Consider the following 12814-nt stretch of genomic DNA (forward strand, 5'->3'; position numbering starts at 1 on the left):
GCTGTCTCAGCGCGCCGAGACGGGCGTCGGCGCCACCATCTCGGCCGTCGGCTCCTCGGTCCCGAGGTAGGCGCCGTCGGCGATCAGGCGCGCCTGGAGCGCCGTCACGTCCACGTCGCCCACGGCGACACCCGCGCCCAGCGCGAGCGCGGCCGCGGTACCGGCCGCCTGGCCCATCGCGAAGCAGGGGCCGGTGACGCGCCCGGAGGACTGCCCGCCCTGCGTCATCGACGCACAGCGCCCCACGACCAGCAGGTTCGGGACGACCTGCGGGACCAGCATCCGGTACGGCAGCTGGTTGAAGCCTCTGCTGTCGGCGGGCGCGAAGCGGAACTCGACGTCTCCCGCGACATGCGCCTCGACCGGCCAGCCGTTCACACCGATCGCGTCGGGGAAGTCGGCGCAGCCGAGCACGTCCTGCTCGGTGAGCATGTAGCGACCGCGGATGCGGCGCGTCTCGCGGATGCCGATCTGCGGGGCGATGTCCACGACATACGACTCCTCGAAGCCGGGCGTGCGCTCGCGGATGAAGGCGAACGTGTCGCGCACCTGACGCCGCCCCTGCAGCTCGCCGTGCGAGAGCTGCCGCACGTCGGTGCCGTCGACGGCAGAGCCGTCGTCGTTGCTGAGCTGCGTGAGGTTCGAGCGCCACTCGAGCGGGTTGCGCTGCGGTCGCACGATGGGCTTCTTGCGGGGGAAGCGGTGCGTGCCGGCTGCCTCCGCATCCTCCATGAGGCGACGGATGGTGCGCCACGCCGGGCCCGCCTTCTCGTGGTCGACCCCGTTGATGCGGAACATCAGCGAGGGGTACAGCAGGTGCTCCGACCGCTCGAACGGCGCACCCGCGAAGGCCGCGATGTCGGCGTCGCCGGAGCCGTCGATGAAGACGGATCCGCGTACGGCCTGCCGGCCCGACTTCGACTCGATGACGACCGCGTCGATCGTGCCGTCGTCGGCGAGCACCGTGTCGACGGCGCTCGTGTGGAACAGCACCTCGGCGCCGGCCGAGACGAGCAGATCGTCGGCGGCGATCTTGTAGGCCGAGATGTCGAACGCCTGCGCCATGATGCGGTCGTCGACGCTCAGGTGCGGGTCGTTGAGGCCGTCGAGAGCGATGAGACGATCGAGCAGGTCGTCGGTGATGCCGCGGATGACGCGCATGTCGACTCCGTGCACGCGGGCGTGCAGACCGCAGAAGGTGCTCAAGCCGCCCATGGTCCCCGCGCCGCCGAGGAATCCGTAGCGCTCCAGCAACACCACGGAGCGTCCGGCGCGCGCGGCGGCCGTGGCGGCGAACAGACCCGCGGGTCCGCCTCCGACCACGACGACGTCGTATTCCCCGATGACGGGGATGCGGGCGGCGGGCAGGGTGATCGTCGAATCGGTCATGCGTCCTCCAGGCTCGGGGTCTCGGTGTCGTCTCGGTCGCAGAGCCCCGGTCGGGCGCACAGCACGGCGCCGCATCCCAGGGGCTGAACGAGGTGCTCGTACTGGTCGAGCATGCCGCCTCCGGAATCGCGGTCCACGGGAGGGCGGTACGGTTCGCGAGCGGCGAGCTCGGCGGCGTCGACGAGCAGGTCGACGCGTCCTTCTGACAGGTCGATGTCGATCACATCGCCGTCCTGGACCCGTCCGAGCGGCCCGTCGTCCGCGGCCTCGGGGGAGACCTCGCCGATCGAGATTCCCTGGTTGACCAGCCCGCTGAACTGCCCGTCGGTCACGAGCGCGACCTCGTCGGCCAATCCCCGCGCGTGCAGGGCGAAGATGAACGCGGAGGTCAGCCCCATACCCGGGGCGCCCCGCACTCCGATGCCCCGGATCACGGCCACGTCGCCGCGCTGGAGCCGACCGTCGCCGATCGCCCCGATCGCCTCCTCCCGGTTCGCGAACACGCGCGCCGGTCCGCGGAAGCGGTGCGGACCGGGATCCGGGACGGGGCGCTTCGCCACAGCGCCGCCCGGTGCGAGCGAGCCGCGCAGCACGGAGATCGCAGGATCCGTGCCGAACGGGTCCTCGAGCGAGCGGATGATGACCCCGTCCGGGGCGGGGGCGGCCGCCGCGTTCTCTGCCACGGTCGTGCCGGCGACGGTGGGCCGCTCGCCGTGCAGCAGCGGCAGTAACGCGCGCAGCAGCGTGGCGCCGCCTCCGGCATCGTCGAACTCCTCGATGAGGGCGGGCCCGTTGGGGCGCACGGACGCCAGCAACGGCGTCTGCCGGCCGAGCGTGCGGAACAAGCCCCAGACGTCGACGTCGACGCCGGCCTCGATCGCGATCGCCTGCAGGTGCTTGATGGTGTTCATCGACCCGCCGACGGCGAGCATCGCGCGCACCGCATCCTGGACCGCCTCGGCGGTGATGATGGAGCGCGGCCGGATGTCGCGGGCGATCAGATCGGCCATCGCGACAGCCGAGCGGCGCACGCTGTCCCACATCCGCGCGCCGTTCGCGCGGACGGGGGCGGCGCGGGGGACCGTCATGCCGAGCGCCTCCGCGACGACGTGCATGGAGTTCGCGGTCGCCATCCCGGAGCAGACGCCGGGACCCAGAATGGCGTCGTCCGCGAGGTCGATGAGGTCGTCTGTGGGCGCCCCCGTGACGGCCGCTTGCGCGGCGAGCAGGAAGACCTCTTCGACGTCCGCCTCTCGCCCCTCGGCCAGGCCCGAGTGCTGATAGCCGCACGGCACGATCACCGTCGGTACGTTCAGGCGCCCAGCCGCCATGAGGTGCGCCGGCGTCGTCTTGTCGCAGGAGCTGAGACAGATCATGCCGTCGAGCAGCGCACCCTCGACCGCCGCCTCGATGTCGTTCACGATCAGGTCGCGGCTGGGCAGGATGTAACGCCCCGCGCGCCCCGCGCTCGTGACGAAGTCGGAGGGGGCGGCGGTGCGGATCTCGAACGGCAGCAGGCCCTGCGCGCGGAGTTCTTTCTTGAGCACCGTGACGATGTCGTCGAGATGAGCGAAGCAGGCCGCGAGGTCGGACGAGGTGTTCACGATCGCGATCTTGGGGCGGTCGAGCTCCGCCGCGGGAATGCCGAGGGAGCGCCACTGCGCGCGCCGGGCGACCCCGAGCGCGGAGGTGGGAGGGAGATTGCTGCGCAACGCGGACATCCGTCGTCCTTCCAGTCGTCATCGACGCTCACCAGTGTACGCATTGCGATCGAATGCACGCAATGCGTACACTGGAGTCTCGTGCAAGCGGTGCTCCGATGACGGCGTCGCGGCCGCTGACCGCGGGTCTCGTCCTCGTGCTCGGTCTGCTCATGACCGCCAACCCGCTCGCAGCCAGCCTCTTCCTGCCGGGCCTCGGCGTGATTGTGGACGAACTCGACACGACCACCGCGGGCGGCCAGATGGTCTACACCGGGTTCCTGATCGGCGTCGCGGGCGGACAGCTTCTGATCGGACCGCTCTCGGATGCGACGGGCCGTCGCCCCGCGCTGTTGTGGGGGCTGGGGCTGCTCGCCGCATCCGCGGCCGCATCCGCTGCCGCAGGCTCGATCGAGCTGCTGGTCGCGACGCGCGTGGCGCAGGGGCTGGGGGCGGCCGCCGTGGTCGTGGTGGCACGAGCGGTGGTGGCCGATCTTGCGACCGGTGTCGCCGCAGCCCGTGCGTACAGCATCCTCATGTCCGTGATCGCGGCGGGCCCCTTCGCCGCGCCCATCCTCGGCGCGGCCGCGCTGCAGCTCGGCGGATGGCGGGCGGGCTTCGTCGTGCTCGCCGCGTTCGCCGCGCTGGCGCTGGCCGCGGCGGCCGTCTTCGTCCCCGAGAGCCTGGAACGCGGGCGGCGCCAGACCCTCCGCCTCGGCGCCATGGCTGCCAACTACGGGCGCCTGCTGCGCGATCGCGGCTACGTCCTGCCCGCCCTGTCGATGGCGTTCGGCTTCGCGGCGCTCGCGGTGCACTCCGCCGCATCCTCCTTCGTCGCACAGGAGATCCTGCACACCGGACCCTGGGGCTTCGCGCTCGTCTACGCGTTGTACGCGGGGTCCGTCCTCGCCGGCAGCACGATCAACGCCGTGCTGGTCGGGCGCTTCGGCGTGCGGCGGATGATGGCCGCCGCTCAGGGCACCGCGCTCGTGGCCACGACCGCGCTGCTGGTGTTCGCGCTGTGGGGGCCGTTCACGCTCGCGACCTTCCTGGTGCCGGTTCTCGTGAGCGGTGCGGCGGTGTCCGCGGTGCTGGCCGGTGCGAGCGCGCTCGCCCTGTCGCGGGCCCGGTTCGCGGCGGGCGCGGGAGCAGCGCTGATGGGCTCGACGCAGTACGCCGTCGCCGCCCTCGCGGCGCCCGTGGGCGGCATCCTCGGCTCCCACACCGCCGTTCCGATGGCGGCGGGCATGCTCGCCTGCCTCATCGTCAGCGCGCTGTGCGCCGCCCGTACCCGCCCGTGACAGGGCGGCTCGGACTGGCGGGGGTGCGGTGTGGTGCGGTGCGCGCGGTGTGTGGCGGTTGGTGCTGTGCGTGTCTCAGTTGTGCAGGTTATTGGTACGTGTGGCGTGAGTAAGTGAGACACGGATGCGGGTGGCGGCGGTGCGTGTCTCAGTTGTGCAGGTTTCGGGGGTGCGCGGCGTGAATAAGTGAGACACGGATGCCGGATGGTGCGCGCGTGGGGCGGGGCGGCGCCCCACGCGCGGCGGCGGGCCCGTATCCACGACGCGGGTGGCGGAGAAACATCCTGGCAATACGCGCCCGATTAGGCTCATCGCATGGGCGACTTGTTCGACGGCTACGGCTCCACTCTCGCGCCGCGCAAGACCCCGCAGGGGCTGCCCGCGTTCGACGAGATGTTCGGTCATCCCGCGCACCCCGGGGCGGCGGCGGAGTCGCGCAGCGCCTACCGCGAGCTCTACCAGGCGCTGGCGCGGATGACGCAGGAGGAGCTGCGCGGACGCACGGAGTCGCTCGCCTCCAGCTACCTCGCGCAGGGCGTCACCTTCGACTTCGCGGGTGAGGAGCGGCCGTTCCCGCTGGATGCGGTGCCCCGCATCATCGACTACGCGGAGTGGAGCGAGATCGAGGCCGGCGTCAAGCAGCGCGTCCGCGCCCTCGAGGCGTTCCTCGACGACGCCTACGGCCGCCAGAACTGCGTGCGCGACGGGGTGATCCCGGCGCGCCTGATCGCGTCGAGCCAGTACTTCTACCGCCAGGCCGCCGGCATCCACTCGGCGAACGGCGTCCGCATCCAGGTGTCCGGCATCGACCTCATCCGCGACGAGCACGGCAAGATGCGGGTGCTCGAGGACAACGTGCGCGTGCCCTCGGGCGTCAGCTACGTCATCTCCAACCGACGGGTCATGGCGCAGACCCTGCCGGAGCTGTTCCTCTCGATGCGGGTGCGTCCCGTGGGCGACTACCCCAACAAGCTGCTCGCCGCCCTGCGCGCCTCCGCGCCGCCCGGGATCGACGACCCCAACGTCGTCGTGCTGACGCCCGGCGTGTACAACTCGGCGTACTTCGAGCACACACTGCTCGCGCGACTCATGGGCGTGGAGCTCGTCGAGGGGCGCGATCTGCTGTGCATGGGCGGACGCGTCTTCATGCGCACCACCCGCGGGCCCAAGCGCGTCGACGTCATCTACCGCCGTGTCGACGACGACTTCCTCGACCCGCTGCAGTTCCGCGCCGATTCGATGCTGGGCGCTCCCGGGCTCATGCTCGCCGCGCGCATGGGCAACGTCACGATCGCGAACGCGGTGGGCAACGGTGTCGCCGATGACAAGCTGCTCTACACGTACACGCCCGACCTCATCCGCTACTACCTGTCGGAGGAGCCCATCCTGCCGATCGTCGACACGTGGCGGCTCGAGGACCCGGCGGCGCTCGAAGAGGTGCTCGATCGGCTCGACGAGCTCGTCGTCAAACCCGTCGACGGCTCCGGCGGCAAGGGCCTCGTCGTCGGCCCCGACGCCTCGCGCGCCGAGCTCGACACGCTCCGCAAGACCCTGCTGGCCGACCCGCGCGGGTGGATCGCGCAGCCGGTCGTCATGCTCTCCACCATCCCCACCCTCGTCGAGGACGGGATGCGGCCGCGCCACGCGGACCTGCGACCGTTCGCCGTGAACGACGGCGACGACATCTGGGTGCTGCCCGGCGGGCTCACGCGCGTCGCGCTTCCGGAGGGCCAGCTCGTCGTCAACTCGAGCCAGGGCGGCGGATCCAAGGACACCTGGGTCGTCGGCGGCGCGGCCCCCGGTCACGTCGAGTACGGACAGGGTCAGGGGCTGGCGGGGCTCGTGGCCGACCAGGCCTCGACGATCACGCAGGCCATTCCGATCATCACGGATGCGGCGCTCGAGGTCACTCCCGACGAGGTCGATCACTCGCCGCAGGACCGCCCGCGCTCGAACGTCGAGCAGCAGGAGCAGCAGCAGCAGACCCGCGCCGCCGCATCCGCCCCAGGGCATGTCCCACTTGCCGCAGAATTCGACCCCGAAAACTGCGGCAACCGGGACATGCGTTGCGGCAATCGGGACATGGAGGGGGGTGTGGAATGCTGCTGAGCCGGATCGCCGAGAGCCTGTTCTGGATCGGGCGCTACATCGAGCGCAGCGACGGCACCGCCCGCATCCTCGACGTGCACCTGCAGCTGCTGCTGGAGGACCCGTGGATCGACGAGGACACCGCGTGCCGCTCGCTGCTGGCCGTCATGGGATCCTCGCCGCCCGACGGCGTCGAGACGGTGACGCGCGAGCACGTGCTCGCACGCCTCGCCGTCGACCGCATGAACCCCTCGAGCATCCTCTACTCGCTGACCTCGGCGCGGGAGAACGCCCGCCGCGCGCGCGAGATCGTCTCGACCGAGCTGTGGGAGTGCCTCAACACGACCAACGCACGGATGCCGCGGCGACTGCAGACCGACAAGGTGCACGAGTTCTTCCAGTGGGTGCGCGAGCGCGCCGCCCTCGCCGTCGGTGTCGTCGATTCCTCGACGAGCCGCGACGAGGCTTGGCAGTTCTTCACCCTGGGACGATCGATCGAGCGCGCCGACATGACGGCGAGGCTCCTTGCCACCCGATCGCTGACCGAGGCGTCGGGTCCGTCGTGGACCACCATCCTGCGCTCCTGCGGCGCGTACGAGGCGTACCTGCGCACGTACCGCGGGATGCCGAGTGCGCGAAACGCCGCGGAGTTCCTGCTGCTCGACCGCCTCTTCCCGCGCTCGATCATCTACTCGATCTCGCGGGCCGAGGAGTGCATCTCGGCCATCGACCCGCGCGAGGACCGCGTGGGGCAGTCCAACCAGGTGCTGCGGGCGCTCGGCCGCATCCGCAACGATCTCGAGTACCTGCCGATCGGTGACATCCTGAGCGAGCTTCCCGCCCATATGCTGCGGGTGCAGACGGTGACGCGCGAAGCGTCCGACGCCATCCGCCAGCGCTTCTTCCCGACGCAGGCCGAGCCCAGCTGGATCGGAGAGACCTCATGAAGCGGCTGCGGATCGAGCACGAGACGGGCTTCCGGTACGGCGGCGACGTCTCGGCCTCCTACAACGAGGCGCGGATGCTGCCCGGCACCACCGAGAGCCAGTTCGTGCTCAGTGCGGCGCTCGAGATCGAGCCGTCGACCGCGGTCAACACCTACGTCGACTACTTCGGCACGCGGGTGAGCGCGTTCGACGTGCTCTCGCCTCACCAGGCGCTGACGATCACCGCGCGCTCCCTCGTCGAGGTGCGTCCGAGACCCATCGAGCACACCGGCATCACCTGGGACCGGCTCGCCGTCGAGGCAGCGCGGTCGCTCGAGACGGTCGAGCAGCTGACGCAGACGCACCGCACGCGCCCGCATCCCGAGGTCGCGGAGCTCGCGGCATCCTACGCGTCACGTCACGACGACCCGGGCCGCGCGGCGCACGAGATCTGTGTCGCGATCGGGGATGCGGTCGAGTACATGCACGGCGTCACGGGCGTGCACTCCACGGCGATCGACGCGTGGGAGGCGCGCAAGGGTGTGTGTCAGGACATGGCGCACATCGCGATCGGGGCGCTGCGCTCCGTCGGTATCCCGGCGCGCTACGTGTCGGGGTACCTGCATCCGCGTCCGCAGGCCGAGGTCGGCGTCGCGGTGACGGGGGAGTCCCACGCCTGGGTCGAATGGTTCGCCGGCGAGTGGACCGGCTTCGACCCGACGAACAACATCGAGATCGGCGACCGCCACGTGCTCGTGGGTCGCGGCCGCGACTACAACGACGTGCCCCCGCTGCGCGGCGTGTACGCCGGCCCGTTCAAGAGCAACCTGCACGTGAAGGTCACGATCACCCGCGAGGCCTGAGCCGCTCGCGCGCCTTGCCGTGGCCGCGGTCGGAGGATCGGCCGGATGTCGGAGGATGCGGCCCGAAACCTCCGACTTGGCCCCGGAACTCCGACGCAACGTCGGCGCCGCGGTCGACGCGCGTCAGGGGCGCGGGGCGCGGGCGGTGCGGGTCGGGCTGTGGCGGATGCGGCGGCGAGCGGCCGCATCCGGGAGGGTGACCGGGGCGGTCGCCGCGGCGACCTCATCGCTGAACTCCTCGGGGGCGACGACGCGCACGGGTCGGGTCTCGTCGATCTCGAAGCGCAGACGCGCCTCAGGATCCCGGTGCACGCGACCGGATGCGAGGAGCCAGGTGACGCCGATCGCGCAGCCGATGAGCCCCGCGACGGCGCCGACGTCGATCGCCGTGCGCGGGCCCCAGGCATCGGCGACCCAGCCGGCGATCGGCGCGCCGATCGGCGTGGCGCCCATGATGACCGCCATGTACAGCGCCAGCACGCGGCCGCGCAGCGCCGGGTCCGTCGTGGTCTGCACGTAGCCGTTCGCCGTGGTCAGGATCGTCACGGTGCTGAAGCCGACGAACACGAGGCTCACGGCGTAGAGCGGGTAGGTCGGCATCGCTGCGGAGATGAGCGAGAAGACGCCGAAGGCACCGAGAGCTGCGATCACGACCCGCATCCGGGCGCGATCGCGCCGCGCGGCGAGCAGTGCGCCCGCGAGCGAGCCGATCGCGAGGACGGAACTCAGCAGTCCGTACCCGTCGGCCTGCTGCCCGAACTGCACCGCCATGGTCGAGGCGAAGATCGGGAAGTTCATGCCGAACGCGGCGATCAGGAACACCATCGCGAAGATGACCTTGAGATCCGGTCGTCCCGCGACGTAGCGGAAGCCGTCGGCGAGGCGCGCACCGCCCGGCGCCCTCGTGCGCGGGACCAGCTCGCGTACGCGCACGAGCATGAGTGCGACGAGCATCGCGAGGAACGTGCCAGCGTTGACCATGAAGACCCAGCCGGTGCCCACGAGCACGATCAGCACGCCGCCGATCGCCGGTCCGAGCAGGCGCGCGGCGTTGAAGGATGCGGAGTTGAGGGCGACGGCATTGGAGGCGTCGTCGCGCGACACGATGTCGGTCACGAACGCCTGACGCGCGGGTGCGTCGAACGCGTTCGCGACGCCGAACGCCGCCGCGAAGCACCACATGAGCGGCAGTGTCATGACGTTCGTCAGCAGGAGGATGCCCACGGCCACCGCCAGCAGCATCAGCGTCGACTGGGTGACCAGCAGCATCCGTCGGCGATCGAAGCGGTCGGCTGCCCAGCCGGTGACGCTCACGAGCACGAGAGGCGGGCCGAACTGCAGCGCCATCGTGACGCCCATGGCCGTGGCGTCGTTGTCGGTGAGCTGCGTCAGCACGACCCAGTCCTGGGCGGTCGCCTGCATCCACCCGCCGATGTTCGACACCAGCGCACCCAGGAACCAGACGCGGTAGTTGAACAGCCGCATCGAGCGGAACATCGCGCTCATCGCTCGGCCACCTTCCGCAGGATCTCGGATGCGGCGTGCAGCGTCGCGCGCTCATCGGCGTCGAGCTCGTCGAGCGCCTCCTCGAGCCAGGCGTTGCGGCGACGCACGGTCTCTTCGACGACGGCGCGGCCCGCATCCGTGAGCACGATGTTGACCTTGCGTCGGTCGGTGTCGTCGCTGCGGCGCTCGAGGTAGCCCGACTCCTCGAGGCAGTTGACCGTGCGGTTCATGGACGGCGCGGTCACCCGCTCGCGCGCGGCGAGCTCGCCGAGCGTGCGGGTGCCGTTGACCTTGAGTGCCATGAGAACCGAGAACTGCCCGTCGCTCATCGTGTCGACCGCGCGCTGGGCGCGCAGGCGCCGGGCGAGACGGAAGACGGACATGCGCAGCTCTGCCGCTTCGGCGGCGCGGGGGGATTCGTCGGTCATCTCGATCCTTAGCATAGCTCATTAGTCTTGCTAAGGATCGAGATGGCTACCCCTTCTCGACCTCTTCTGGACGCCGCACGCCGAGGGTGAGGGTCGCCACCAGACCCACGGCGATGAATCCCGCCGCGGTGAACGCGGCGTAGCGGGTCCCGTCGGAGAAGGCCGTCTCGGCGGCGGTCGCGATCTCGGCCGTCTGCGGGTTCGCGGCCAGGCCCGCGATGGCCCCGCCCGCGGAGTCGACAACGCTCGACACGATCTCGTCGCGCTGGGATGCCGGCACTCCCGCACCGTCGAGCGAGCTCGCCAGCAGGCCGCCGGTCGAGGTGAACAGCACGGTTCCGAGGATCGCGACGCCGAGGGCCGCGCCGACCTGGCGGGAGGTGGACTGCGTGCCCGAACCCTGCCCGGAGAGCTCGACCGGCACGTCCTGCAGGATGACGCCCGTGAGCTGTGCGGTCGCGAGTCCGACGCCGAAGCCGTAGACGAAGAGCGCCGGCAGCAGCCAGCCCCACGCCGCATCCGGGGCGACGACGAGGCCGACCCAGACGACGCCGATGATCTCGGCGAGCAGCCCTACTCGCACGATCGTGAGGGGGGTGATGTGTCCGGATGCGGCGCCGGCGAATCCGCTCGCGACGAAGGAGCCGATCGCGAGAGCCAGGAGCACCAGGCCGGTCTGCAGCGCGTCGAAGCCGAGCACGAACTGCAGCCACAGCGGGAGTGACAGGATGATGCCGAACTCGCCCAGGGCGACCGTGAGCGCGACGAGGTTGCCGTCGCGGAAGGTTCCGATGCGGAACAGGGAGAGATCGAGCAGCGCCGCGCGTCCGCGGTGCACCCGGTGCACGCTCCACGAGATGAAGGCGACGAGTGCGACGACGGCGATCGCGAAGGCCACGGGCACGGGCGAGATCGAGAACGGCCAGGTGAACGAGCCGAGCGAGAAGGTGGTGTCGGTGTTCTGCCACCAGCCGTAGGTGCGCCCTTCGATGAGTCCGAACACGAGCGAGCCGAAGAGGATGACGGACAGGAGGGCGCCCACCCCGTCGATGCCGCGCCGGGCCGACTCCCGCGACTCCGGGACGGTCAGCAGTACGCCGATCACGATGATGACCGCGAGAGGCAGATTGATGCCGAAGGCCCAGCGCCACGAGAACGCCGTGGTGAGCCAGCCGCCCAGCAGTGGTCCGACGGCCGCCATGCCGCCGATCGTCGAGCCCCACACGGCGAACGCGATGCCGCGCTCCTTGCCGCGGAAGGTCGCGTTGATGAGGGAGAGGGTCGTCGGCAGGATCATCGCGCCGCCGACGCCCTGCACGAGTCGGGCGAGGATCAGCAGGCGTCCGTCGGGGGCGAGCGCTGCGCCGATGGAGGCGAGCGCGAACAGGACGACGCCGATGAGCATGAGCCGTCGCCTGCCGATGCGGTCGGCGATCGACCCGAACAGCAGGAGGAACGCGGCGAAGACGAGCGTGTACGCCTCCTGGATCCACTGCACCTCGGTCGAGGAGACGCCGAGTTCGTCGACGATCGAGGGCACCGCGACGTTCACGATCGTCGAGTCGACGATGATCAGCGACACGGCGACGCTGATGAAGACCAGGCCCGCCCAGCGACGGGATGACGGAGCGTCCATGATTTGTCTCGCTTTTCTAGCTTTCTCGACGAGAGACTACACCCGTCCGAGCCGCGCGCGACCCATAACATCGAGAGCATGCCGGAGTTCACCGACGCGCTCGGCGTCGCGATCGTCTATGACGTCCATCCCGCCCAGGGCACCGCGCGCGGTGTCATCCAACTGCTCCACGGCGTCGGTGAGCACGCGGGCCGTTATCCCGTGCTCATCTCCGCCCTCACCGCCGCGGGCTTCACGGTGTACGCGGACGACCACCGCGGGCACGGGCGCACAGGCCTCAAGCAGTGGGGGGATCCCGCGCGGCTCGGCCGGCTCGGCCGCGGCGGGCACCGGGCGGCGGTGGATGCCATCTGGCAGCTCACCCGCCGCATCCGCGACCAGAACCCCGACCTGCCGCTCGTGCTGCTGGGTCACTCCTGGGGGTCCTTCCTCGCGCAGATCCTGGTGAACCGGCATCCGGAGGCGTACGACGCCGTCGTGCTGTCCGGGTCGGCGCTGCGCCTGCCCGGCACACTGAACGCCGGCAACCTCAACGCGCCCTGGCGGCGCGAGGATGCCACGGGCACCGCCTGGCTCGCGAGCGACCTCTCGGTCGGACGCGCCTTCATCGACGATCCCCTCACCACGAGCACACCGCTGCTGAAGCTCTTCGGCCCCGTCGACGCCGCGCGGTTGTTCGGCCGTCCGCGCCGGAGCCTGGGCCGCGACATCCCGATCCTGCTCATGGTCGGGCGTGAGGACACCGTGGGCGGCCCCCGCAGCGTCCACAAGCTCGCCGCCGAGTACCGCGAACGATCCGGGCTCACCGACGTCACGACCCTCGTCTACCCGGGCGCGCGCCACGAGATCTTCAACGAGGTGATGCAGGCCGACGTGCGCGCCGACCTCCTGGCCTGGCTCGACGCCCGCATCCCCTCCCGCGTCTGAGCCGCCCTTCCTCCCGCGAGGGGACGGCGGCGGCGACGCGGGGGAGCGGG

10 protein-coding genes are annotated in these 12814 nt (G+C 70.9%); 5 read left to right on the plus strand and 5 right to left on the minus strand.

Annotated elements, in window-relative coordinates:
* Positions 1-6: 6 nt before the first annotated feature.
* Both PQV94_RS02255 and PQV94_RS02260 read right to left on the minus strand, forming a co-directional pair.
* A complete protein-coding gene (locus PQV94_RS02255) occupies positions 7-1389 on the minus strand; it encodes an FAD-dependent oxidoreductase (RefSeq protein WP_274287184.1) in 1383 nt (460 codons plus the stop codon).
* The gene (locus tag PQV94_RS02260; RefSeq protein WP_274287185.1) at positions 1386-3110 is read right to left on the minus strand and encodes a dihydroxy-acid dehydratase domain-containing protein; all 1725 of its coding nucleotides are present in this window, start codon (positions 3108-3110) and stop codon (positions 1386-1388) included. Before PQV94_RS02260 ends, PQV94_RS02255 begins: the two co-directional genes overlap by 4 nt.
* Positions 3111-3208: 98 nt before the next feature.
* On the opposite strand from PQV94_RS02260, the gene PQV94_RS02265 reads away from it, so the two are divergent.
* The 4 genes from PQV94_RS02265 (at position 3209) to PQV94_RS02280 (ending at position 8267) form a co-directional block, all read left to right on the plus strand.
* On the plus strand, positions 3209-4390 hold the full coding sequence (locus PQV94_RS02265) for a Bcr/CflA family efflux MFS transporter (protein WP_274287186.1): 1182 nt from the start codon (positions 3209-3211) through the stop codon (positions 4388-4390).
* Positions 4391-4705: 315 nt separating this feature from the next.
* Positions 4706-6499 (plus strand): circularly permuted type 2 ATP-grasp protein, encoded by a 1794-nt coding sequence (locus PQV94_RS02270; RefSeq protein ID WP_274287187.1) that lies wholly within the window; start codon positions 4706-4708, stop codon positions 6497-6499.
* Entirely contained in the window at positions 6493-7425 is a 933-nt protein-coding gene (locus tag PQV94_RS02275) for an alpha-E domain-containing protein (RefSeq protein ID WP_137419271.1), read from the plus strand. The genes PQV94_RS02270 and PQV94_RS02275 overlap by 7 nt, the downstream gene beginning before the upstream one ends.
* Positions 7422-8267, plus strand: coding sequence for a transglutaminase family protein (locus tag PQV94_RS02280; RefSeq protein WP_137418863.1), 846 nt, complete (start codon positions 7422-7424; stop codon positions 8265-8267). The genes PQV94_RS02275 and PQV94_RS02280 overlap by 4 nt, the downstream gene beginning before the upstream one ends.
* Before the next feature lie 123 nt (positions 8268-8390).
* On the opposite strand, the gene PQV94_RS02285 is transcribed toward PQV94_RS02280, so the two are convergent.
* Genes PQV94_RS02285 through PQV94_RS02295 form a run of 3 tightly spaced genes read right to left on the minus strand, consistent with a single transcriptional unit; the run spans position 8391 to position 11837 of the window.
* Positions 8391-9764 (minus strand): MFS transporter, encoded by a 1374-nt coding sequence (locus PQV94_RS02285; protein WP_274288206.1) that lies wholly within the window; start codon positions 9762-9764, stop codon positions 8391-8393.
* Positions 9765-9769: 5 nt separating this feature from the next.
* Positions 9770-10201, minus strand: coding sequence for a MarR family winged helix-turn-helix transcriptional regulator (locus PQV94_RS02290; RefSeq protein WP_274287188.1), 432 nt, complete (start codon positions 10199-10201; stop codon positions 9770-9772).
* Between the two features lie 46 nt (positions 10202-10247).
* Positions 10248-11837 (minus strand): DHA2 family efflux MFS transporter permease subunit, encoded by a 1590-nt coding sequence (locus PQV94_RS02295; protein ID WP_274287189.1) that lies wholly within the window; start codon positions 11835-11837, stop codon positions 10248-10250.
* A gap of 78 nt (positions 11838-11915) precedes the next feature.
* On the opposite strand from PQV94_RS02295, the gene PQV94_RS02300 reads away from it, so the two are divergent.
* Positions 11916-12764 (plus strand): alpha/beta hydrolase, encoded by an 849-nt coding sequence (locus PQV94_RS02300; protein WP_274287190.1) that lies wholly within the window; start codon positions 11916-11918, stop codon positions 12762-12764.
* Positions 12765-12814: the final 50 nt, after the last annotated feature.

Source organism: Microbacterium sp. Clip185, from assembly GCF_028743715.1.
Classification (GTDB): Bacteria; Actinomycetota; Actinomycetes; order Actinomycetales; family Microbacteriaceae; genus Microbacterium.